A 23,627-nucleotide genomic window follows, 5' to 3' on the forward strand; every position below is an offset into this window, starting at 1 on the left:
TTGGGGCTAAAACGTAGAACAAATGTATTATAAAAAAAAGAATATAAACTACCTAATTTTCAGGTTTTTCAGGAATCTTCACTTTGACCGATAGTAAAGTCAAGGCATAAACGAAAGCTGGAGCTGCGGTCCGCATCGCAGCGTGATTTATAGTAAGAAGCCAAAAAACATAAAAGGAAAGAAAATACAAATGTTGTTTGTTATCAAAATAAAGAACAAATGGCGTAACAAATAATACAAAAAGCCCAATAACACCAAATACCCCATGCTCCGCTAACATACGTGAAATTTCATTATGAGAGGCTGCTTCCATACCAAAAGATTCCTCTCGCGCCTGTTTTCCCATGCCTGCGCCTACCCCAAGGATAGGATTATCTACAAAAAGTTTCAATTCTGTATCTATTATTTCTTCTCTTCCTCCAAGACGATCTTTTTTGGTTCTACCTTTGGCATCTTTATTCGCATAACGTTTCTCGATCAACCCTCCGGTTTGCAAATAACTGTAGGTCCAAAGTCCAATTCCCATTAAAATCGTTACGATGAAGACTCTTGTAAATTTACTTTTGCCTCTTGGACTTGAAAAATAGTACAACAAGAACAATAAACACATAATCATAACAACTGCAGTAATTACACCACCTCTCGAAAAAGTAACTATGCCTCTAAAGCTAATTAACAGTAACAAAGCCCCATTTAAAAACATCAGTTTTTTTGATTTTGAAAATAAAAGGAACTGTGCAAAAAAGATAAATATTCCTAATCCCAAAACTGTAGAAACCTGATTAGGACCAAATCCCCCAGAAGTTGCAAAATTAGATTGTGTTCCCGTCACTACATCTTTTACACTAGGGTTGTATAAAAATAGGTAAATTGCAGTCGTAAATATTGGAAACCCCATTGCCATGACTATATTTTGCAGATCTGAAAACGAAACATTTCGTTTAAACATATAAACAGCACAACTGGCTAAGCAAACGGGGCCAGACAAATTAAAAACCAATGCCTTCCTGATGTCTGTATTAAAATTAGCAACTGCAACAGCCATCAATATACCGGGAATTAATAGTATTAAAAAAAACCAAAAGACAAAGGCCTTTGTTGAAAAATTACTATAAATCATTCCCAAGAACATGAAACCGATAATATTAAATTTAACAAATTCATTATTAAAATTCCCTCCTGTCATTCGCAAAAAAACCTCAAATCCAACCATATAGGCTGCTACTAAAAGAACTTCATTATTTTTATTTTGCTTTTTTACAACAATTAAAAAACCAACTACCGGTACTAAAATGGCATAAATTTTAGATAAAAATGGAACAGCAAAAACTGCTAGTGCAATTAATGCGTGTATTGTAATTATATAAAAATATGATATTTTACTGTCTTTCATTAATAAGTTATTTTATATGCTGAAATCAACTTTTTAATTGTTATTTCCTCTGAGTAATGTTCTAAAATCGATTGTTTTAAATTATATCCTAACATTTCCCTTAGAGCTTCGTTGTCAACCAAATTTCTTAATTGAGACTTAACTTCATCATCAGAAAAAGGATCAAATAATAATCCTGTAAAGCCATCCTTAATAACTGAGGAGCAATACCCTACATTTGTAGAAACTACGGCTAAATTTTCTAGTCCATATTCTAATAGAGTAACTGGAAAACCTTCTTCTGTTGAAGCTAAAACTCCTATCGAAGCCTGAGATAAAATATATTTAATATCATTTCTTTCGCCATACAAATGTATATAATTCTCAAGTGAATACGATTTTATAAAGTTTTTTAATAAATCTGAATAATCATCACCGTAATCTCTACCAATAAGGTGTAAAGTCCATTCAGATTCATTTAATTTTAAATCAAAAAATGCCTTTAAAATTAAAATATGATTTTTAGGTTTTTTTAAATTTGCCAGAAAAATAATTCTTTTATTTGGGATGCCTTTTAATGTAGTCACTTTTTCATGTGCATGTCCTGATGTTGTAAAATTAGGAATAAAGATTACTTTCGAACAATTCATATTTTTCGTATTCCATTCTTCTAATTGAAGATTGACAACAAAAATAGAAGAAAAGAAAGCAGATAAAAGAATTAAAACTTTATTTTTTTCTTTTGTTTCTTTTGATCTTGTACCGTAATGGTCATGCCATATGATTTTTATTCTGGGCAAAGTTAATTTTACTAAGACAGCGATAAAAAATGAAGAACTGTGGGCATGAATTATATCAATTTTATTTTTTTTAATATAATTTCGCAAACGAAAAACAGACTGAAAATCAATCACTTTTTTCTTTTTTAAAAACAGATAAGAAACCTTCGAATCTATTTGACCTCTTAACGCTCCTTCTTTCCTTGTGGTAATTAAACCTGAAAACGATATTTTTTTAGCTAAAGCATTTGCGTAATTTACCGCCATTCTTTCAGCTCCGCCAGCTTCAAGGGAATCTATAATTTGTACAATTCTCATTTTCCTAAAAGCTTTTTAATTTCAGATTCGAAAACATCAGTTGTATATTTTTGTGACCATTCTATAGCTGATTTACTTTTAGTAAAAAAAACTGCCTCATTTGTAAGTATTTCTTCCATATCGGCCACATCTTTATCCAAATTCATATCCAACAAAACCCCTCTGTTTCCATTATCAAGCATAAAAGGTACGCATGAGACTTTTGTGGCAACAGGAACACACCCCCAAAACATAGCTTCGGCAACAGCTTTTGGCCAACCTTCACTTTTAGAAGGCAATAATACAAAATGGCTCTTTCGATAAGCCTTTTTTATTGTTTCTATATCCTGATTACCATGCAGGATTATATTTTTCCCGAGTTGGTTTTCTTGAATATATTGTTCTAAAGCACTTCTCTCGACTCCTTCTCCGTACAAATTCAAAACCAGATTGTGTCCTTTTTTAATTAGTTGCTCTAATAATTTTACGGCGTATATAGGTTTTTTACCGGGAACTAAACTTCCAACAAAAACAAATTCTATAGTTTCTTCAAATCCTGCTTTTTTAAAAATCTCTTTTTCAGATTCTGGATATGTCGCGGTAAAAAAAGGTTTTATATTTTTTGATTGATTCTCCCAATGACCATAAACCAAAACCTGCATGTTTCGATTTAGAAAAGTATTGCTCAAAATCCATTTTTGCAGTCTGTAAGTCCAGGGCTGTTTACTTTTTTGATCCCAATTTCCAGCATATTTAGCCGTTTTTATTTTATTTGGAAACAGAATTTGAACTATACAACCTAACAAACCAATATTTCCTGGACAACGCAGGTGAATATGATCTGCATCTTTCATTGCCCAAAATATTCTCCAAATTATGATTGGAAATTTAAAAACAGAAAATATACTATTTTTAAAAGTGGTTAAATTGAAATTAGGTGTTTTTCTAAAATTGATTCTAGGATGATTGTATGAAATATCAATTGCTGTTAGATTCCCTTTAAGTAAAGGACCAACAACTATAACTTCATCAACATATTTTAACCAAATATTCATTTCGCGAACATAAGGCGCATAACCAAAATACTGATTGTCATTTTGAATATGGTTGACATGTGTAATGATTACAAGTTTCATTTGAGTAATTCGTTAGAAAAATTAATACAATAATTGTCTATCGTGAATTTGACCAAAAAAGTATTTCTGGCATTAACACTCATTTGTGCTTGTTGATTAAAGCTACTTTCCACTCTTTCAAAAAGTGAAATCATAGATTCCTGATTTGAATCGAATTTAAAACACTGATGATTATCTTGTACATATTCTGTTAATCCTGTTGAATTAGAAATCAATAAAGGTGTCTGATTCATCATTGCTTCTAAACCAACAGTTGGCAAATTATCAACTTTTGAAGGTATTATGGCAAAATGGCTCTTACATAGATAGTCATCAATTTTATCATAACCTAATCCTCCAAAATAAAAAATATTGTCATCGTTCTTTACCAATTCTTTAATTTCTTTTTCCTGGCTTCCGGTTCCGGCAATATTCAAAATTATATTTGTCGTTTTAACTTTATCACAGTAAATTTTAAACGCCTTAATAAGATCTAAAATTCCTTTTGAAGGATCTAATCTTCCTAAAAAAGATATACTAATATTCTGTCCAATATCAGTTTTATTCTTAAATCGATCTTTCATCGGATTTAAAACAACTATTCCTTTTGTAACAGAATAGTATTTTTCCAGATCTGATTTTGCCAATTCTGATGGGCAAACAATAGCATTACAGAATAATTTATAAAACATCTTTTTTCGTAAAAACTGCATTTTATATTTTATTCCGCTCTGTTTTTTATCTGTTAAAATCTGATTACTTAACGTATGATAATAGGCAAATGTTTTAGCTTTCGAAAATGACAATACCTTTGACATTGCAATTGTAATATTGGCTCCAACAAAATGACCAACCACCACATTTGGCTTGTATTTAAAGTAAATCTTAGAAAACCAAAGAACATCTTTTATAGAAGTTGGCCTTTTTTGAGTTGGCCATGAATACACAATAATTTCCCCTTTTTCTTTACTAATAATCTCTTTTTCTTTAAAAAAGGGCTTATGCGAAATAAAAATCACCCTATTTCCTAAATCAGCCAAATGATGCGCCAAATAATAACTCATTGACGCAAATGAATTTTCGGTATAATTATGTGCAATTAAAATTGTTTTCATAAATACCTTTATTTTGTTTGAGGTTTATTAAATAGTAAACTCCACCATCCAACTGTTCTGCCAAGTGCCTCGGTAAAAGCTGCTTTTTTATTTTGATCTGTAATTACATTGGTAAATCTGATAGAAGCAAGTAAAATTGTTATTGCATTCCACTTAAATCTTTCTTTTAGATTTGGTTTTGCTTTTTTAACTCTCCAAACATACCAGCCGTTTCTTACTACCATTATACCATATTTATATTTATTTGGTCTTCCTGATTCGGCATGAAAATGCGATAAATGCGCTTTTGTATTAATTACATTTTTACCAAATTCTAAAGCTCTTAAGCTAAAATCCGCATCTTCGTATAAGCCATAACCTTCAAAAAATCTTGAAAAATTAATCTTGTCAAAAACACTTTTTCTGAAAGACATCGACATTCCTATCAGCAAATCTACTTCATACGTTTTTCCTGTCATCGGAAACCCGCATGTTCTCCCATGTGAATAATTCGGCATTTTTCCGGGGCCTAAATTTGAGGCAAGACCAAGGTAATTTCTCATTACATTGCGCAAACCTTCCTTATAATAGTAACCTTCAAACAAATAAAATTTGTTTTTATTATATAAAACATTTTCTTGCTGAAGTTTCCATTTGTATTCATTAATGGCAACTCCGCCAACACCTGAAACATCATTATTTGTTTGAAATGTTTTTATGATTTCTACAAAATAATCAGATTCTAAAACAGTGTCATCGTCTAAAAAGCAAACAATTTCTGAATCTTCAGCAACTTTAGAAATTCCGAAATTTCGTTGTTTAGTAAGGCCTCTGTCCTCATCATTGACTAAAAAATATTTTAGGTTTTGAAATTCATTATTCGTTAAAGCAATCTCTGTTTCTCTATTCAGAGAGCCATCAACAACTATAATTTCATTCGGATATAACGTCTGTTTTTCAACAGATTTTAATAAAGCTACTAGAGATGCAGGACGCATATAAGTACAAACAATCAATGAAAACTTCATCTTTTATTCTTTAATTCGTTAGCCCAATGTAAACTTTGCTTCCACTGTTTTTTAAAATTTTTCAAATATTTAATTGGATTTTTGATTGTCTGAACGCGATAAAACTTAAAAAACAATATTGTTTTATAACCATTAATTTGTTTTTTCGTCAAATGCAATTGATTGAATAACATAATGGTTGGTGAAGGTTTTGGCTGAATAATTTCATTTTGCCAGGCTAAAACCGGCTTTGTTCTAAAACCTCCAATAGGTGCACTCAAATGTAAAATTTCAGGATTGGGAAAAAACAGAACATCTTCACCTGAATTTCTTAATTGCATTCCGAAATCGCTATCTTCTCCATAACCAAATTCAAATCCCATTCCAAAGGAAACTTTTTTCAACAAAGAACTGGCGATAAAGCTATTTCCCGAGCCAAAAAAAACTGCCTGGTAAACATTGTTATCAATTTTCTTTTCATTTTTTTTCAAATAAGAATTGCTTGCTACTTTACTACCAAATTGCACACAATTTTTAAGAGTTTCACTAATTAATTGTGGCTCAAATCTGTTATCATCATCATTTAAAAAGACCCATTCACTCTTCACTTGTGACAAAGCCACATTTCTCGCATTACAAGCTCCAGCCTGATGAGTAAAAGTATGTTTTATTGAAAATGGCCAACTTTGGTTTGTAAGATAATCAAGCTCTGAAACACTTTCAAGGTTTGTGTTCTGTTCTACAATGATTACATTTTTTGGTAAATGAGTTTGGACTGATAAATCTTTCAAAACATCATATAAATATTGTTTTCTTCCTATAGTAGGAATGATAACATCTATAGTTCCTGTTTCCAGTACTTTTTTTGTTGATTGAACTTTTATATTAGCTAATAAATTATTTTCGAATTTTCTTTTACTATAGAAAAGGCTTAACAAAAATGGAAAAAAAGCTACTTTTCTCTCATATAAAAACAAATTGAGCAGAAGTAAAAATATCCAACGGGTTTTATAATGCTGTTTTACAAATCGAAATAAGTAAAAAAAATTACTTTTATGTTCTTTAATTTTATTACACGTACCTATTAATAGTCTAGGTTCAGAATAACACAAAAGACCATTTGGCATTGCTAATTTAGCTAGAGAATTTAAAAAATATTCAAAACTATCTGCTGTTTTATATAACTTTTTAAAAGTTAATAATGTCGAAGCATAAATACCTCCAACAGAGCCACTCATTTGCCAGGTTGGATAATTTATCTCTTTTTTAATATTAATAAATGGAGATACTTCAACATAACCAATTGCATCAGACAAAAATGTTTTTTCTGATAAATTGAAAGATGCCAGTATTTTATGATGGTGAAAAATTTCAGAAATAGCTGAAAAATTAAGATTTGATTTCAAATCAAACTGGCACCAAATCAATAATTCATCCGGAAAAGAAACCGCAACTTCAAATAAAGTTTTGGTAATATCTTTTTGAGAAAAATTCAGGCTTTCAGCTCCATGTTCAACATTTACAATTTTATTATTTTGATGATAAATAACTATCATTTTTACTTTATATTTAATTGATTATTTTTTTATAAAAAGCAATATTCTCAAGCACTACCTTATTAATATCAAATTTGGTTTCGACTCTTTTTAAGGCTTGCTGACCAATTCTTAAACAATATGTGTCATCTTTTAACAGCTGTATAATTCTTTCGGCGTATAAATTATGATTTTCCGGATGTACTAAAAAACCACTTTCTTCATCAATAATAAGTTCTTGTGCCCAGCCAATATTGCTATTAACAACGGCTTTTTGCATGGCCATTGATTCTATGGTAACCATTCCTAAAGTTTCTGCAAAAGTTGGAAAAACACATATATTTGCTTTTCTAATATGGTTTTGAACTTCGTTATATGGGATTTTCCCCAAATAACTTACATGTTCTAAATCATCAGCTTTAAACTGACTTTGCATTAATTGCCATGTAGAACCTGAGTTTGTTTTTATATCAGAAGCATCGCTGCCAATTAATATCAGTTTTGCTTCAGGAAATTCTTTTCGCACTTTATTAAAAATTTCGGGCAATTCTAAAACTCCTTTTTTTCTAATTAATGTACCTACATAGAGAATAATCCCTTTTTCATAAATTAAAGGAGAATCGTTTGTGATTTTTTGTAATTCTAATCCGTGATAAATCGTTTTTATCTCTTTATTTTTTATTTTAAATAGTTCTTTTGAGACTTCTCCGGCAAAGCTTGTTGGCCCAATAAAAGCTTTTGCTCCATTTATGGCTAATTTTTCAAACCAGAAATTTTTAGGCTTTTGTTTTCTGTTTTCGAGATGACAAAAGTAAGCATCACTTCCGTGAAAACGAATTATCAATGGAATTTTAAAATTCATCAAAGCGGTAATTCCTGTCCAATCCGGTGCTTCAATAATATTAATATTCTTTTCCTGAATTTTATTATTGATAAAATTTTCTATCTTTTTTCTGTTAAAATAAAACTTAAGAAATTTTACTTTGCTGTCCGTAAGACTATACATCGTTACATTATTTTCTTCCAGAACAAACTCATTTTTTTGTCCGTACACAAAAACAGAAACCTGAACATCGCTCATTCTAAGTTTTTCAACTAAGTTGTAAACGCTGGTTCCTAATCCGCCATCGTGACCAAAAGCTTTATGTGGATAATGAGAAACAATGTATGCGACATGTAGCTTTGCTGCCATATTATTTTATTGAAAGTATTTTTTTAATAGTTCTTTTTAATTCTATTTCTTTTCTTTTCATTAACTTTTTAAAACTATAACCATACGCTCCGATTGCACAAAATTGTCCTCCTGAAAAATATAATATTGATTCTTTTGGCTCCAAAACTGCATTGTTATTCCTTTTTAAATAAATGTCAGGATTTTGAGCCTTTGAGTTTTCGTTGGTTTTCGAAAATGAAAAAATAGTTGAAAACAAACCGAAGTCTTTTTGTAAAAGAAAATCATTATAGTTTAATGGCTTAGAAACTTTAAAAGATCTAACTACATTATTGACAACTAAAGTATTTGAATCTTCTTTCAATTTTAAATAAGACGAATAAATTACCAAAGGAGGTAAAAAATAATCTTTCTCTAAAACATAAATATTTTTAGATGATTCAGTTTCACTGTGGTTTAGATTCATTTCCACATCAAAATAAGTCGAAATATATGCGGCAATTTCATGTCTGTTTTTTTTGCTTTTGATATCAAAAACTATATCTTCAAGTTTAATTATCTCTTCTGTATGATTGTATTTTATCCACCTTTCCGGAAAATAATCTTTATCATTAAGTTCCTGACTTTTGACGCCATCAAAGTTCTTTAATGGTCTTATTATTTTTGAATGTTCTTTTTCACCCAACCAGGCTGTCCACCACGAAAAAGTAGAATTACTTATTATAAAATCATCGCACAATGAACCCAGGCAAAGCTGTTCTATACCATTTAAATCTTCTGCGAAAAAAGCATTTTCTAAAAATGAAAAATGAAACTTACAATATTTAATATCATCACTTAAAACAATCAAGTTGCAAGACTGCCAATTTGGGAAAAATTGAGCTAAACTATTTAAATAGTAATTAATTGGCAACTGAAAATAATCCAGATGATTTACGAAATCGCCTCTTCGTATTGAAAGCAAAATGGTTCGCTTCGTAAAAGCACTTTCGTATTTTTTTTTAATGTGATTAGTTACCGAATCAGCGAATTCAAAATGATGTTTGGTTAATCCTTTATCAAAATATTTTTCTGTTTGAAGCCAACCGGAAAGATCATAATCCCTGTCTTTTATATCCCATTCATGAAAATTATATTCGGTCTCTTCAGCATTTATAAAACCTGAAAAATCAGATGTTAAAAGTGGTAATTTATTTTTAAAATATTCCTGATATTTCCACTGTGAAAAAGCATATTGCTGATTATTTCTAATACTCAAACCAATAGTAGATGCGATTTGAAAAAGCTGATTTCCCAAATTCCCCTTCTTTCCTATTTTAGAGTATGTTATCATTTTAAAAAGTCTTCAGAAGTTATTTATTAAAAAAGTCTTTTAAAATCCTGGCTGTAAACATTTCGGACCCTGTATTGTTCATGTGACCACAAGACTCAAAATATTTATTTTCGACTACTACATTTTCATAATTATGAATTTCGGGATACGCTTTTTTTACCTTTTCAAAATAGTTCATACCTTTTACGTTTTCACACATTGGCGTCATTACAACAATCAGGTTTATTTTATTTGCTTTGCAAATACTTTTAATTTCTTCGTAGTATTTGTTATGTGGCAATGGATTCAATTTGACAATGTTATTTTTCATATTGCCGTTTTCAACTCCATCCAGAGGATAATATCCCAGCTTATTTAAATGTGTTGTTTTTTTATGAATCGCATTAAAAAACATTTCTCTAAATCCTATTCGTACTTCATATTTAATATATCTATAAAATGGAATATAATACAATTCATTAAAATGATCTTGTGTTTGAAAATGTTCTTTAATAACATTTGAATTATGAATGTAAGGCAAAAATCTTGAAGCAATGCCTTCAGATTGATTAATGCTGGAAAGGTTTAAATCAGCTTCAAGAATAACATTCTTAATTTGATATTTTCTTTCTATCATAAGTTTTAGCATTAGGGCTGTTTCAAATAAATGTGAACCGCTCATGCCATAATTAAAGGTTTTTAATCCTTTTTCTTCAAACATTGGAGCTACAAAATGATTGTTTGCTCTTGAAGAACCCAAAATCACTACATCATATTTCCTTCCTTCTGAATTATAAATCTGATCTATTTTTCCTCGGTTTTTACATTGTATGAACATCGCACTATAAAGTCCGTCTAAAACAATGGCCAATAAGATTGTTACAAAAATAATCTTGGCTATATAAATTAAAAAATTCTTCATTAGAATTGAAAATATATAAATTCTTTATAGTCTGAAAAAGTCCCGAAAGCCATTATTGCTATTATTGCAAAGCTCAATTTTAAAAAGCTTCTTTTTCCCGAAATAGGTTCAATTTTGTTACGGCTATTCCATTCAATCAAAACAAAAAGGCCAATCATAAGCAATAACTCATAACTATATCTTTCGTTATCGAGATATTGAAAATTAAAACTTCTATCTGTAACAATACGTTTTAAATATGAAACTGCATCTGTTATGGTTCTTGCTCTAAAAAAAACCCAGGCTATACAGGTTAATAAAAATGTGTACAAAATGCTCATTATTACTTTTGCAGAATCAAAATTCCACTTCAATACAATGGCATCCATATTATTTCTATTACTATTTGACAACAGTAAAGGCAAAAAGTAAACAGCATTTATAAAACCCCATACAACATATGTCCAATTGGCACCATGCCAAAAACCAGACACCACAAAAATGATAAAGGTATTTCTGATTTTCATCCAAAGTCCCCCTTTGCTTCCTCCTAACGGAATATACAAATAATCGCGAAACCAGGACGAAAGTGAAATATGCCAGCGTCTCCAAAACTCGGCAATATCTCTTGAGAAATAAGGATAATTAAAGTTTCTTAATAAGTCTAAACCAAAGAGTTTTGAAACTCCTAAAGCAATATCCGAGTAACCTGAAAAGTCGCCATAAATTTGGAATGCAAAATAGATGACTCCCATAATTAATGAAAACGAATTCATTGCTGTATAATGATCAAAAATGGCATTGGCATAAGTTGCACAAGTATCCGCAATGACCACTTTTTTTACCAATCCCCATACAATTTGACAAATACCCTCTTTTGCCCTTTCAAAATTAAATTCTCTTTTAACTTTTACCTGTGGCAATAAATGGGTGGCTCTTTCTATTGGTCCTGCGACCAAAAGTGGAAAATAACTCACAAATAAGGAATAATCTACAAAGTTGTATTCGGCTTTTATTCGTTTATAATAAATATCAATGACGTATGATAAACCGTGAAATGTATAAAATGAAATTCCGACAGGAAGAATCACATTTAATAAAATTGGGCTCGCTTTTATTCCTGCTGAATTTAATAAATCAGAGAAAGAAGAGGCAAAAAAGTTATAGTATTTAAATATTCCTAAGAATCCTAAATTGACTATAATACTAAGCCAAAACCAAAATTTTCGGCTTTTTTCAGATTTACCTTTTTCAATCTGGATTCCGGTATAATAATCCAGAAACGTAGAAAAAACTAATAAAAATAGAAATCTCCAATCCCAACAAGAATAAAAATAATAACTGGCAACTATAAGTAAAGCATTTTGAGTACTTTTTGTTTTATTGAAAACAAACCAATAGAGAAAAAAAACAATTGGTAAAAAAACAGCAAAAGCTAGAGAATTAAAAAACATATTATTTATTTATGCATTGATTGATTTTATCCCAAATTGTTAAAGATGCTTGTGTTGGATTTTTTCCCACCACAATTTCGTACCATTTTTTACCATCGGAGACATTCGATAACTTTTTATCTAAAATTTGTTTTACCTGATCTTCCAGAGTTGTCTTATCTGTACAAAATACTGCCGCTTCCTGAGAAGGCATACTTCTAAAATGAACATATTTATAATTCTGCCCAATATCTCTGATTCCTTTTTTTAGTTGTGGCTGCTCGTAATTGAAGTAAATACAAGGTTTATCATGTGCAACAAAATCAAAAACGGTAGAAGAACATACATTTGTAACGAACTCTGAATGTGCACAAACGTTATGTAATAATCCTAAATCTTCTTTGGTTGGTAAAATTTCGTTCCAATTTTTACCTGCAGGTTTCCATAATGGGTCAAGTACAGTTATTACATCTTTGTTAGCTTCAATAACTGCGTCATATCTTGTGCTGACATCTACAGGACATTTACGATAAATAATAGCCGCATTTTCACCTTTAGCATTTAAATTTCGTACCGCTATTGCCAGATCCTCTAAATAATATTGATCTAGTGGAGAAGTCGTTTCGTCATCACCAGAGAAGCAAATATATCTTTTAGAAGTATCTAAATTATTTTCATTAAAAAACTCTTCTCTGCTTTTGAATAAATTTTGGTCGTAATGAGGTTCAAACTGAGGCGTACCTGTAACAAAAACCTGAGATTCCTGTATAAAAGGATAATATTTCAGGACTTCTTCTTTCATTAAATCACTCCATACAAAATAAAAATCAGCTTCGACAACCTGCATTGCTTTTGGCACATTATCCCATGAATAAACAAAAGATACAACTGGAATACCGAGATCTTTGGCTGCCAATAACGCACTAATAGATTGTGTTGCTCTTTGTGTGGTGCAAAAAACTAAATCAGGTTTATGTTCTTGTAATTGTGCTTTACAATATTGATATTTTGTAGTTGAACGTTCCAGGGCATTGATACGCTTTCTGATCCTTACAATTCCTTTTTCTGAAGAATTAAAACCAATCAATAATTTAGTGTATAAGGTTTTTAAAGTATTTTTGAAACCTTTGTAACTAAATGGAAATTTATAGGTTTCGTAGACTTTATCATTGAATTTTTTTTGAGAAACATTTAATTCAATATGTTTTCTTATTCTGGAATAAACAGGCGTTAAAGGATGCGTCGTATGATTTTCGATTTTAACCTCATCATATCCTAACTCCTCTTTTAAAGAGAAAACAGTATTATTCCAGTAAACGATTTGATACCCTTTTTCTTCTCCTATTTCTTTAAATTTTGTAAAAGCAAAATTGCGTAGTCCTACACCATCCGGAAAAAAAACAAATACTTTTTTACTCATAACCTAAACACTAAGTGGTATTTAAAAATAATATTTTCTATAATTAAACTAATTTTTAAAAGGACAAACTGCCATTAAACCTTTTTTCAGTGACGCTATAACTTCTTTATTTGGCAAACTAGCATTCTCAGCAAATAATTTTTCTAATTCTATTTCTGAGTACTCGTTACTTCTTATTGCCGGATTATAAGAAGGTATTTGTACCGACTCAAAATAATCCTGATATTTGATGTCGTCACCGAAAACACCATCAGAAAACGGCTGCCAAACTGCCGGAATACCGTATGTATGAGCTATAATGATTCCGTGCAAAGAAGACGAAACCACTTTTTTACATTCTAAAAATTCAATAGTTTTAGACTCAATATCATTGGTCATCATATCGATGATTTTGATATGATTTTGTCCCTGAAACCAGCTTTGAACTAATTTATAATCATTGTAATGCGGTACAATGCCGTACTCGTACTTTTTAGTTACTTCAGGATTAAAATAATCCGGCAAGAGTAAAGCCGGATCTCCATATATTTCGGGAACTTTATATCCAAGACTGAGCAAATGTTTTCGGGTTTGAGGGCCGCGAACAGCTAAAAAAACAGCATTTTTTATTTTAGAATCTTTACTGATAATTCCGCTGCCCCAAACAATACATTTATGATTTACATTGGTTAAAATACTTCCTATCGTTACATAAATTGGTAAAAACCAATCTAAAACAGAGAATTTTTTAGGCCATGCAAAAACTACTTTTTTATTAGAGATTTTTTCAACAAGGTATTTTCCTAAAACATCTCCATAGTTTTCTTTAGACTTACCCTGGATAATTTTTTCGTTCCACCAAAAAACTCTAATTCTGTTTGAAAAAAGCATTCGTCTTAAACTTTTTTGTTCTTTAATTTATCTCTTTGAACTTGCTCAATTGGCAATATATCAGTCGATTTAAAAGTTAATGCCTGATAAACAGCATCTAAATCACGAGACAATTTGCGCAAGCCCATTGGTTCTAAAGAGGCTGCATGGTCAGTTCCTTTCCAGGTTCTGTCGATAGTATAATGTCTTTCTATAATGTTTGCACCCAATGTATAAGCCGCAATATCAACAGCAATTCCTAAGTGGTGACCAGAGAAACCAATATGTTTTACCTTATCTGCGTATTTTTGTTTTAACAAATTGATATCCAATAAGCAAACATCTTCAAATGGAACCGGATATCCTGAAGTACAATTGTATAATACTAAATCTTTGTTTCTGCCTCTTTCAGTAAAATAATTTACTAAAATATCCGTCTCGTCTTTAGTAGTCATACCTGTAGAAATATGAATTTCGCCAGAATAATTTTCGCATAACCAGCCTAACATATCAAAGTTATTATTGCATGCAGAAGGGATTTTAATGAATTCCGGATTTAAGGATGTAATTTCTTTTGCAGAAGTAGTATCCCAAACTGATGTTGAATAAACGATACCAATTTCTTCGCAATATTCTTTTAATTCGCGGTGTTGGTTAACATCAAATTCTAAAAATTCGCGGTGCGCACCATAAGTATCTCCATACGAGTTTAATGCATTTGGATGTGGAGCGTGGTATTGTTCTTCTGTTAAAAGTTCTTTATTATTTCGTTTTTGAAATTTAACTGCATCTGCATTTCCAAAAATCTTAGCAATTTTAATTAATTCCTTTGCTATTGACATTTCGCCTTTATGATTACATCCTATTTCGGCAATCACATAAGGTTTTTTATATTCCTTCATAACGTTTATTGTACTTTATTAAAATTTCACAAGTTTCTCTTATTGCTCCGGATGCAGATGCATGGGTTAATATATAATCAGCATTTGCTTTTACGGTAATAGTTGCATTTGCCGGTGCAAAAGACCATCCAACACTACAAATATTTGCCAAATCATTTACATCATCTCCTACGTACGCAACGGCGCCAAAACTACTATTTCTATCTAAAAGAAAATGTGTTAAAAATGAAAATTTATCTTTTACCCCCAAAAATGTGTCGTTTATTTGCAATTTTTTCATCCGCTGCGCAACTAAATCAGAATTTTCGGATGTTATTGCGATCACCTGAATCTGATTTTGCCTGATAATTTCCAATCCCATTCCATCGCGCATATCAAATCTTTTGGCCATTTCTCCATCGGCATTATAATAAACACTTCCATCGGTAAAAACACCATCGACATCGAGTATTAAATATTCAATTTTTTGGTGCGTCTTGCTTTTCTTCTGACGTTCTGCCAATAAATTCTCAACAATATGCCAATCTGATGTACTATCTATTTCAACAAGAGATTCTTCTGGCATTTTCACCAAACCAATCGAACCGCTTATTCTATTTTTTGAATTTAAAAAAGCTTCTTTTGTTGTGGCATAAACTGCACCATTTTCTATTAATAAACCATCAAAATCCTGGCGTCTCGGTCTTTTAAAAACATCATAATTTTGAGATGTCCCATCAGAATTCCATATAAAGCGATGTGTATTAACAACTGTTAACGCAGATTGTTTTTTGTTATCGATAATTTCATTTAACGTGGCATTTATATCTACTGCCCTTGTCATTGGAGAAGTTGCCTGTAATAAGCACAGAATATCAAAATCGTATTTAACAATCTCTGCAAACTCCAGCATAACACTTTCTGTAGAGGCTGTATCAGACGCATTTTCATCATTACGCAAAAGCGCTTTTACTTTTGGCGACCAATGGTATTCTTTATTTATATAATCGATTATTTCCTGATCATCTGTAAAAACATACACCTCATCTAATTCCGAAAAAATAGCTTCTGTCAGAACCCATGAAAAAAGTGGGCGGCCTAACATTTTTTTCTTGTTTTTTCCTGGAATTCCCTTAGAATTTTTACGAAGTGGAATAATGGCTGTTTTTTTCATAAGTAATCTTTTTAATGCCTCAAAAGTAATTTTAAAAGTTAAAAAAAGGCACTTTGTAATAATAAAGTTTATGTTTAAATAATAAAGAGGATTAAATCATTCTTATTGATTTAAATGTGATTAATTGTAATATAACTTTGATTAGAATTCCTCATTTTATGAAAGCGCCTAAAATAATTAAGCAATTAAATTAGTGTATATTTTTTGTACTTTTTCTTGCAAATAGGCAGAATCTAATTCTGGTAGAAGTTTCCTTTTATCATAATTTGCAGTAGGCAGAAAAGAGATAGCCTCTAAAATAATTTTTTTGATTTCATAAACATTTTCACAATCTTCTATCAGCATTCCATTTATGTGATGATTTATAATTTCTTCTGTTGCTCCCCCGGGATTTGACTGTATAGGAAAAATTTCCATACAAATGGCTTCGAGTAAAGTATTCGGAATTCCATCTGAGTTACTATTACCAATATAAATCTTAGATTGTCCCATAAGCTGAATAACTTCCTGATGTGACATTTTCCCTTTTATCTGGAAGTTGAACCAATCTTTTAGCACAGAATATTTAACGTAATTAAAAACCTCATCATCGGCACCAAAAACAACAATATTATAATCAATAAGTTCCTTTTTCAGGCATTCAATCCCTTTTAAAACAGAAATTGCCCTTCCCGATCTTCCCTGAAAACCTTTAATTAAAATAGTTTTTCGTTGCTCATTAGGTAATTTATATTGTTCCATATGAGCCAAATCAAATCCACCCCCGCCAGGAAAAACACCAAGAAAATCACCCGAGAAACCATGTTCTTTTGCTATTTCATAATCTCTTTTGCAATCTGTAAACAAGTAATTGACTCTTGGCAAAACTCTTTTGATATCTTTTAAATACTTTTCATCATTTTGAAAATAAAACAAATCACTTCCCCAGGAAGAATATATCCATTTTTGATTTGATTTTTTTTCCATTACAGAAATAATGGGAGTACATGATAAATACAAAGCAAAACTATGAACAACATCAGGCTCAATTTCGTTTAAATATTCTTCAAAAACTGATGACGTTTTATACTCATTAAAATGTTGAAGAAACTGATAGACTTTTGGAAATTTTTTCTTTACAAACAATCTTCCGGGATAATTCCATTTTAATTTCCAGCTTACTTTTTGAGATACCCAATTTAGTCTTTCAGACTTTTCACTCATTCCGGTAATGTCAAACCAATATACTTCATGTCCAGAATCCTGAAGCTGACTTGTCCATCTAAAGAAATGGAGTGATGGAATTGAAACCATAAGTATCTTCATTATCGAAAATAAATTTTAAGATGAATCAAATTTTTATTTTGATCAAATGAATATTGATAGGGCAGATTCCTGTAATGCATTACAATTTCCTGTAAAATCATATTATTTACACTTTTCATCGGTAAAAATTTCAGGTACTTCTTTCCTAAAATTCTTTTTGTAAATTGTTTTCTCTTATTGCTCTCAGATGTGTCTTTAACTATTATTGAAACCACTTTATTTTCAAAATTATTCAGTTGTGCTAATAATGCATTTACTTTTGAAGTTTCCGGTTCCGTCACAATTGAAAAATCCGGCTTATTTGATAACTTAGAATAGTCTTTTTCTTCTGGCAAAACTCCCCATTGCTGGTTTATATTTGCTTTTATTTGTTTGCTAGTTTGAGAAATTTGAATATAGGAATGATTTATTTTTTCGAGTTCAAAATGATATGGATCTGTACTTAACTTTGTTCTATATGTTTTTGGATGCCATTGATGTTTTAAAAGAATCTCTCTTTCAAAAAAATCAATTTCAACTCCAAGATTGTGTAGTCGAATATGCACATCTGTATCTTCAGCACCCCAACCATGATAAAACTCATTGTAACCATTTATTTCTTTTAACAATTGAGTTGGATACAAGGTCATTCCCGTAGCTTCTTTTCTTGAAGTAAAATCTACCGTTGCATTATGAAAATCTCTTTGAATTGCGGTTTCATTTTGACTTAAAAAACCAACTTGAAAATACGTTACTTTATCTTTATTTTTAAGTTCATCCAATTTGTTTATAAAATCGGGATGAAAAAGCATGTCTATATCTCCAACAAAAAAATAAGGTGTATTGCATTTTTTCAATACAATATTTATGGCTCTGCATTTATTCCACAATTGTCCGGAAACCGAAGAAATTATAGATTTTATTTTAGGATATTGTACAATTAATTGCTTTAAATCATTGATGCAATTTTGGTCCGATCCATAATCTATAAAAAACAATTCGAAATTATTATTAGATTGTTTGCTCAAAGATTCAAAGCAATTTTTTATAGTTTTTAAATCGCGGTTTCTGTTAGTTAAAACTATTGTTATCATTTTAATTTAAGTAATGATTTAAATCGCGTATCGCCTCTGCCTAATGTTTTAAATACCTGATAAAAGAAATTTATTTTTAATAAGAAATATTTAAATTTTAGTGATCTGTCCGAACTGTACGTCCCAATAAAAGCCAAACATTTTTTACAATCGCTATATTCTTTATTTGCTAATTTATACCTGAAAATTCCCAAAATCATTTTTATTAGTGCCGAATTAATTTTTAAATTATTTGGAGACTGCATTAAAACTCTTTTTTTGACTTCTAGATAAGATTCTAAGTGAATATTTAATTTGCCTTTTAAAGTCGTAATGGAATCATTATTTCTTCTTACATAAATTAAATTTTCTGGTATAATTTCAATGTTTTTAAATTTTAAAAGAATTCTTGAATATAGTTCCAAGTCTTGCGATTGTAGTAAAGTTTCGTCAAATAATGTAGAGTTCATTAAGACTTCCCTTCTCCAAGTAGGAGTTATCATTAAAATAGAACATCTTCCTAAAATATAATCTTCATATATATCTCCTGTAATAGTATTTACTGAACTTTCTTTTAATTTTTTTTCACTAAATAATCCTTCAAAGTTTTGAGTTTGACAAATACAGAAATGTACATTTTTGTTTTTTTCTAATACTTTTTGTTTTTTTTCTAAATGTTTAGCATGCATTATATCGTCACTATCAAAAAACTGTATAAATTCTCCCTTACTTAATTCAAAACCATAATTTCTACATGCATTTGCGCCTTTTTGCTTATAATCCGGACGCTTGTGAAACTGAATTCGAGAATCTTTTTTCGCATAAAATTCTATTATCTCTTCTGTATTATCAGTTGAGCCGTCATCAACAATAATACACTCCCAAGCCTGATATGTTTGATTAATAATAGAATCTAATGTTTCAGGCAATAAACTTCCTCTATTGTAAACAGGGATAATAATTGAAATCATTTTTACTTTTTAAAAATTACTCTCTCAGTTAGATAACTAAACTATTGTTACTGGTTTATTTTGTTTTTCAAATTAAGTTTAATAAAAAACAACCGCACTTCATATTTTAATTTACCCAAATATTCTTTTGGCAATTGAAATCCTATTTTAAATAGAAATAATGCAATTAATTTTATTTTTGAAGGGTAATGTAAATGATGCAATTGATAATGGGCAATTGTTTCACTTTTCCACCGATTTAAAGAGCTTTTTTCATCACGCTTAATATGATAAAAAAAAGTTTCATTAAAATCCATAATTTCATATCCTGCCTTCAATACTTGATCTGACCATTTTTTATCTTCACTAAAAACAAGTTTTTCATCAAACTTAAATTCTTGCCATATCTTTTTGTTAACCATTGCGCAGCCGGCCATCAGACCAAATTTCAAGCCATCGTTTACCAAAAAATTATTATCATTTGCTCTCAAATAATTTGAATAGGAATTTATATAACGCATTCCTGCCAATGATGGTTTAGAAATAAACTCTTTTACTGAATTTTTAAAGAAGGAATTTCCAACAGGGACAGCATGCGAGCTTAGAAGAAGTATTAAATTATTTTTTGCATTTTCAATTCCTAGATTAATTGCTTTACCGTAAGTAAAATTTTCAATTATAACAATTTTACAACTAAATCTTTCCGCAACCTCAACACTATTATCTGTAGAGTTATTATCTACTACGATGATTTCATCAATATCATCATTATATACTTTCCTCAAAACAGTCAAGATTGACGCAAGAGCCTCTGCCTCATTTTTATTTCTTATAACAATTGAAATCATTTATAAATATTATAAATTATTAATTTGTTCTTTACTTAGGCCTTTGTAAGTCAAAATTTTATTTCTGATAATACTATTGTAAAATATCTTTTTAAATACTTTTTCAGTAAAAAAATAATAAAGGGGCCGTGCCTTTATCGTTTTTAAATTCTTAAAAATCTTTGCCTCTTTATTTTCTACTTTTAGTGTATCCATTTTTTGAATCATCCAGTCTTCTAAAACATTTCCTAAATGAAAGGCATAATTACCATAAGTTGCCAAGCGATATCCTCCCATTTTAAGAACCGGAAGATCTGTATATAAATATTCGCTATCGCCACCTAATTTATAAATACTATTGCTTTTAGGCATCTTAGAAAAAACTTCTTTTTTATATGTGCATACAAAATGAGAACTTCCTAAAACTGCTATCGCACCTTGCTTATTTTTTAACGTTGCAATAACATCTTTATATTTTATATCAAGCCATGGCCATCCAATACTGTTTGCGAATAATGTCATGCTTTCAGGATCTTTTACCGGGCGAAATTTTAGTTTTTGTGAAAAGAGATTATCAAACCATATATTGGATGTTAGCCTAAAATGGTTTCTGAAAACAGGGACCGGGCTTACTGATCCCGCTTTTGGAAAAGCATTAAAAACTTCTAAAACTTCTTTCTCCCAATTGTTATCAAATAAAACATCTGCATCTGTAATTGTTATCAAACGTTCTTCGGCTGTACGCAATGCTTTTAAAATACTATTTACTTTACCAATGTTTTCTTTTTCAATTATAAGTTCATCTATATATTTTTCTTCTTGTAACTGAAATAATTTAGTGTTTACGCTATTGCAAGAACCATTACTTATTACAGATATTTTTATATTTGAAAATGAAGTTTTGTGAATTGAAGTCAGGCAATAAGTAAAAATTGTAAAAGCGTCCTTATAATAACCATCTTCTTCCGGAATATATAATGGAATTATTATTCGGTGATTTGAATCCGAAACGGGTAATAAAATATCTTTTGAAAGGTTTTTTCCTTTTCTCATTTTCTAAAACTTTTCAATTTTAAAGCTTATTTATCAATATAACACAAAATAAAAACTAACTATTAATTACTTCATTATACAAATCTGTACTTTTTTTATTATTTATACTGTAATCTAATTTGTCTTGTGCGATTTTTAAATTTAAGTTAAAGGCAGCATCGATAAACCCAAAATTATTTAACACACTCAAAACTAAATCCCTGATTAACTCTATATTGTTAGGTTCGTTAATTAACAGTCCATTAATTCCGTTATCAATAATCTCAGCTGTAACTCCTCCAGGGTTAGACTGTATTGGAAAAGCTCCCATTACTATGGCTTCAAGTAGAGAATTAGGTAATCCATCAGAAATGCTATTGCCAATATACAGCAAAGATTTTCCCATTAAACTTAAAACTTCATTGTGACTTAATCCATGACGGCTATATACTTTAAAATTAAGTTTTTTGGCTTTAACATATGTTGCAACCGAATTATGAGCTCCAAAAACAACTACTTCATATTTTTGAGTTATTAAATCTATTTGTTCTATTGCTTTAACAACATTCAAACCTCTTCCAAAATTGTGTTCATAACCCTTTATCAAAATTATTTTCCTTTCAGAGACAGGCAATTTCGATGATTGCAATTCTTCTATTTTAAATCCGGCACCTCCGGGTATTACACCTAAAAAACTATTTACAAATCCTAAATCTTTTGCTATTACATAATCTCTTTCACAGTCTGTAATCAAATAATCAATTCTTTTTAAAACATTTTTTATTTTAGAATAATGACTTTTAAAGTTTTTGTAATAGTATAAATCACTTCCCCAGCATGAATAAATCCATTTAATTTTATTAAACTTATTCATTATTTTTAAAATAGGATATGAGCATCCTTGCATCTCAAAACTATGAACAATATCTGGTTGTATTTCTAATAAAATTTCTTCTAAAGTTTCATTTGCAGTTTTCTCCAGGTAAGGAGCAACAAGCTCATGTAATTTAGGCAGTTTCTTATACAAAAAATATTCTCCTTTTATTGGTTTTATTTTTCTTTCTTTCCAATCTGTAAACTGAACAACTGTATCTAGTTCTTTTATTTTTCCTCTATTTAATACATCAAACCAATACAATTCATAATTTGTATCTTTTAAATTTTCTACCCAACGGGTAAAATGTATAGAAGGCATTGAAACAAAAAGTATTTTCATTTTAATACTCTTAAATCGTTTGAAAATCTATCCAGGCCTTTTTTAAATAAAACATATGCTATACCGCTAGAAATTAATTTGATTCTTAATCTAAAAGCTATAGGTTTGAAACTTAGAACTTCTTTAAAAAAAATATTGTAATTCTTTGTGGTTAAACTTTTTTTCAGGGTTTTTAAATAAAGATAAACAACTTCATTTCTAGTCTCCGGATCTGTTAGATTTTCCAGATAAATGAGAAGTTTGGGCTTTAAAACCAGATGCCTTTCCTTAAATATTATTTTTTTATTTTGAGGTTCTGAACTTAAACCGTCTGTATAAAAAGTCGTTAAAGTTTCATCAATCCAAATGTAAGAGCAATTGTCTTGACAAATACTTTCCATAAAAAATTTCCAATCAGAAATTATTTTAAAATTCTCGTCATAATCAGTCGTTTTGAATAAATCTTTCTTTATAAATGTTGACGGATGTGGCAAAGTATCAACTATAAAAAATGAAAAATTTAAAAATTCGGGATATTTATTTATCCATGAACTCTTATCTTTTACAAAATTCAAATTAAAAAAAATAAGATCTTTTTTGACAAGAAGCTTATTATATTTTTCTAAAACAATATTATCAAATAAATGATCACCACTGTTTAAAAACAATAAATACTCACCAGAAGCTTTTTTAATACCTTTATTCATGGCATTATAAATTCCTGAATCTTTTTCACTTATCCAATAGTCAATTTGATCATTTTTAGATTCAATAAAAGCAGCGCTGCCATCTGTTGATCCCCCATCAATAATTATATACTCAAATTCCTGCCAGGTTTGATTCAAAATACTTTGTACTGTTTTTTTTAAACCTTCGAGATTATTATAATTAATAGTTATAATAGATAAAACATTTTTCATTTTAAA

Annotated in this window: 21 protein-coding genes; all 21 read right to left on the reverse strand. The window is 29.9% G+C overall.

Going from position 1 to position 23,627, the window contains the following annotated elements; translation table 11 throughout:
- Window positions 1-52: 52 nt before the first annotated feature.
- Window positions 53-1,393 (reverse strand): O-antigen ligase family protein, encoded by a 1,341-nt coding sequence (locus SD960_RS03920; RefSeq protein ID WP_318801048.1) that lies wholly within the window; start codon window positions 1,391-1,393, stop codon window positions 53-55.
- Window positions 1,393-2,469, reverse strand: a complete 1,077-nt coding sequence (locus SD960_RS03925) for a glycosyltransferase (protein WP_318801049.1) — start codon at window positions 2,467-2,469, stop codon at window positions 1,393-1,395. Before SD960_RS03925 ends, SD960_RS03920 begins: the two co-directional genes overlap by 1 nt.
- Window positions 2,466-3,584 carry a glycosyltransferase family 4 protein gene (locus tag SD960_RS03930; RefSeq protein WP_318801050.1) on the reverse strand — a complete coding sequence of 373 codons (1,119 nt, stop codon included), beginning with the start codon at window positions 3,582-3,584 and terminating at the stop codon, window positions 2,466-2,468. Before SD960_RS03930 ends, SD960_RS03925 begins: the two co-directional genes overlap by 4 nt.
- Window positions 3,581-4,678 carry a glycosyltransferase family 4 protein gene (locus tag SD960_RS03935; protein WP_318801051.1) on the reverse strand — a complete coding sequence of 366 codons (1,098 nt, stop codon included), beginning with the start codon at window positions 4,676-4,678 and terminating at the stop codon, window positions 3,581-3,583. Before SD960_RS03935 ends, SD960_RS03930 begins: the two co-directional genes overlap by 4 nt.
- Window positions 4,679-4,686: 8 nt before the next feature.
- A complete protein-coding gene (locus SD960_RS03940; protein WP_318801052.1) occupies window positions 4,687-5,685 on the reverse strand; it encodes a glycosyltransferase family 2 protein in 999 nt (332 codons plus the stop codon).
- On the reverse strand, window positions 5,682-7,220 hold the full coding sequence (locus SD960_RS03945) for a glycosyltransferase family A protein (RefSeq protein ID WP_318801053.1): 1,539 nt from the start codon (window positions 7,218-7,220) through the stop codon (window positions 5,682-5,684). Before SD960_RS03945 ends, SD960_RS03940 begins: the two co-directional genes overlap by 4 nt.
- Before the next feature lie 13 nt (window positions 7,221-7,233).
- Window positions 7,234-8,391, reverse strand: coding sequence for a glycosyltransferase family 4 protein (locus tag SD960_RS03950; RefSeq protein WP_318801054.1), 1,158 nt, complete (start codon window positions 8,389-8,391; stop codon window positions 7,234-7,236).
- A gap of 1 nt (window position 8,392) precedes the next feature.
- Window positions 8,393-9,703 carry an alpha-1,2-fucosyltransferase gene (locus tag SD960_RS03955; protein ID WP_318801055.1) on the reverse strand — a complete coding sequence of 437 codons (1,311 nt, stop codon included), beginning with the start codon at window positions 9,701-9,703 and terminating at the stop codon, window positions 8,393-8,395.
- A 19-nt stretch (window positions 9,704-9,722) separates the two neighbouring features.
- A complete protein-coding gene (locus SD960_RS03960) occupies window positions 9,723-10,604 on the reverse strand; it encodes a hypothetical protein (RefSeq protein WP_318801056.1) in 882 nt (293 codons plus the stop codon).
- A complete protein-coding gene (locus tag SD960_RS03965) occupies window positions 10,604-12,037 on the reverse strand; it encodes an MBOAT family O-acyltransferase (protein ID WP_318801057.1) in 1,434 nt (477 codons plus the stop codon). The genes SD960_RS03960 and SD960_RS03965 overlap by 1 nt, the downstream gene beginning before the upstream one ends.
- Before the next feature lies 1 nt (window position 12,038).
- Window positions 12,039-13,436: a UDP-glycosyltransferase gene (locus SD960_RS03970; protein ID WP_318801058.1), complete on the reverse strand. Its 1,398-nt coding sequence runs from the start codon at window positions 13,434-13,436 to the stop codon at window positions 12,039-12,041.
- A gap of 48 nt (window positions 13,437-13,484) precedes the next feature.
- Window positions 13,485-14,306, reverse strand: coding sequence for a polysaccharide pyruvyl transferase family protein (locus SD960_RS03975; protein WP_318801059.1), 822 nt, complete (start codon window positions 14,304-14,306; stop codon window positions 13,485-13,487).
- A 5-nt stretch (window positions 14,307-14,311) separates the two neighbouring features.
- Complete coding sequence (locus SD960_RS03980; protein ID WP_318801060.1) at window positions 14,312-15,187, reverse strand: N-acetylneuraminate synthase family protein; 876 nt, start codon at window positions 15,185-15,187, stop codon at window positions 14,312-14,314.
- Window positions 15,174-16,340 (reverse strand): acylneuraminate cytidylyltransferase, encoded by a 1,167-nt coding sequence (locus SD960_RS03985; protein ID WP_318801061.1) that lies wholly within the window; start codon window positions 16,338-16,340, stop codon window positions 15,174-15,176. The genes SD960_RS03980 and SD960_RS03985 overlap by 14 nt, the downstream gene beginning before the upstream one ends.
- Window positions 16,341-16,517: 177 nt before the next feature.
- A complete protein-coding gene (locus SD960_RS03990) occupies window positions 16,518-17,645 on the reverse strand; it encodes a glycosyltransferase (RefSeq protein WP_318801062.1) in 1,128 nt (375 codons plus the stop codon).
- Window positions 17,645-18,718 (reverse strand): glycosyltransferase family A protein, encoded by a 1,074-nt coding sequence (locus tag SD960_RS03995; RefSeq protein WP_318801063.1) that lies wholly within the window; start codon window positions 18,716-18,718, stop codon window positions 17,645-17,647. The genes SD960_RS03990 and SD960_RS03995 overlap by 1 nt, the downstream gene beginning before the upstream one ends.
- Window positions 18,715-19,668 (reverse strand): glycosyltransferase family 2 protein, encoded by a 954-nt coding sequence (locus SD960_RS04000; RefSeq protein ID WP_318801064.1) that lies wholly within the window; start codon window positions 19,666-19,668, stop codon window positions 18,715-18,717. Before SD960_RS04000 ends, SD960_RS03995 begins: the two co-directional genes overlap by 4 nt.
- Window positions 19,669-19,715: 47 nt before the next feature.
- Entirely contained in the window at window positions 19,716-20,495 is a 780-nt protein-coding gene (locus tag SD960_RS04005; RefSeq protein ID WP_318801065.1) for a glycosyltransferase family 2 protein, read from the reverse strand.
- Window positions 20,496-20,504: 9 nt separating this feature from the next.
- A complete protein-coding gene (locus SD960_RS04010; protein ID WP_318801066.1) occupies window positions 20,505-21,527 on the reverse strand; it encodes a glycosyltransferase family A protein in 1,023 nt (340 codons plus the stop codon).
- Between the two features lie 55 nt (window positions 21,528-21,582).
- The gene (locus SD960_RS04015) at window positions 21,583-22,722 is read right to left on the reverse strand and encodes a glycosyltransferase (RefSeq protein ID WP_318801067.1); all 1,140 of its coding nucleotides are present in this window, start codon (window positions 22,720-22,722) and stop codon (window positions 21,583-21,585) included.
- Complete coding sequence (locus SD960_RS04020) at window positions 22,719-23,621, reverse strand: glycosyltransferase family 2 protein (protein WP_318801068.1); 903 nt, start codon at window positions 23,619-23,621, stop codon at window positions 22,719-22,721. Before SD960_RS04020 ends, SD960_RS04015 begins: the two co-directional genes overlap by 4 nt.
- Window positions 23,622-23,627 lie beyond the last annotated feature (6 nt).

Source organism: Flavobacterium sp. MMLR14_040, assembly GCF_033657265.1.
Classification (GTDB): Bacteria; Bacteroidota; Bacteroidia; order Flavobacteriales; family Flavobacteriaceae; genus Flavobacterium.

Excerpts from the sequence above, each read along its gene's own strand:
- SD960_RS03980 (WP_318801060.1), bottom strand. The coding sequence starts at position 15,187 with ATGAAGGAATATAAAAAACCTTATGTGATTGCCGAAATAGGATGTAAT.
- SD960_RS03970 (WP_318801058.1), bottom strand. The coding sequence starts at position 13,436 with ATGAGTAAAAAAGTATTTGTTTTTTTTCCGGATGGTGTAGGACTACGC.
- SD960_RS03925 (WP_318801049.1), bottom strand. The coding sequence starts at position 2,469 with ATGAGAATTGTACAAATTATAGATTCCCTTGAAGCTGGCGGAGCTGAA.
- SD960_RS03920 (WP_318801048.1), bottom strand. The coding sequence starts at position 1,393 with ATGAAAGACAGTAAAATATCATATTTTTATATAATTACAATACACGCA.
- SD960_RS03995 (WP_318801063.1), bottom strand. The coding sequence starts at position 18,718 with ATGATAACAATAGTTTTAACTAACAGAAACCGCGATTTAAAAACTATA.
- SD960_RS03955 (WP_318801055.1), bottom strand. The coding sequence starts at position 9,703 with ATGATAACATACTCTAAAATAGGAAAGAAGGGGAATTTGGGAAATCAG.
- SD960_RS03940 (WP_318801052.1), bottom strand. The coding sequence starts at position 5,685 with ATGAAGTTTTCATTGATTGTTTGTACTTATATGCGTCCTGCATCTCTA.
- SD960_RS03945 (WP_318801053.1), bottom strand. The coding sequence starts at position 7,220 with ATGATAGTTATTTATCATCAAAATAATAAAATTGTAAATGTTGAACAT.
- SD960_RS04020 (WP_318801068.1), bottom strand. The coding sequence starts at position 23,621 with ATGAAAAATGTTTTATCTATTATAACTATTAATTATAATAATCTCGAA.
- SD960_RS04005 (WP_318801065.1), bottom strand. The coding sequence starts at position 20,495 with ATGATTTCAATTGTTATAAGAAATAAAAATGAGGCAGAGGCTCTTGCG.
- SD960_RS04010 (WP_318801066.1), bottom strand. The coding sequence starts at position 21,527 with ATGAGAAAAGGAAAAAACCTTTCAAAAGATATTTTATTACCCGTTTCG.
- SD960_RS03960 (WP_318801056.1), bottom strand. The coding sequence starts at position 10,604 with ATGAAGAATTTTTTAATTTATATAGCCAAGATTATTTTTGTAACAATC.
- SD960_RS04000 (WP_318801064.1), bottom strand. The coding sequence starts at position 19,668 with ATGATTTCAATTATTATCCCTGTTTACAATAGAGGAAGTTTATTGCCT.
- SD960_RS04015 (WP_318801067.1), bottom strand. The coding sequence starts at position 22,722 with ATGAAAATACTTTTTGTTTCAATGCCTTCTATACATTTTACCCGTTGG.
- SD960_RS03950 (WP_318801054.1), bottom strand. The coding sequence starts at position 8,391 with ATGGCAGCAAAGCTACATGTCGCATACATTGTTTCTCATTATCCACAT.
- SD960_RS03975 (WP_318801059.1), bottom strand. The coding sequence starts at position 14,306 with ATGCTTTTTTCAAACAGAATTAGAGTTTTTTGGTGGAACGAAAAAATT.
- SD960_RS03990 (WP_318801062.1), bottom strand. The coding sequence starts at position 17,645 with ATGAAGATACTTATGGTTTCAATTCCATCACTCCATTTCTTTAGATGG.
- SD960_RS03930 (WP_318801050.1), bottom strand. The coding sequence starts at position 3,584 with ATGAAACTTGTAATCATTACACATGTCAACCATATTCAAAATGACAAT.
- SD960_RS03965 (WP_318801057.1), bottom strand. The coding sequence starts at position 12,037 with ATGTTTTTTAATTCTCTAGCTTTTGCTGTTTTTTTACCAATTGTTTTT.
- SD960_RS03985 (WP_318801061.1), bottom strand. The coding sequence starts at position 16,340 with ATGAAAAAAACAGCCATTATTCCACTTCGTAAAAATTCTAAGGGAATT.
- SD960_RS03935 (WP_318801051.1), bottom strand. The coding sequence starts at position 4,678 with ATGAAAACAATTTTAATTGCACATAATTATACCGAAAATTCATTTGCG.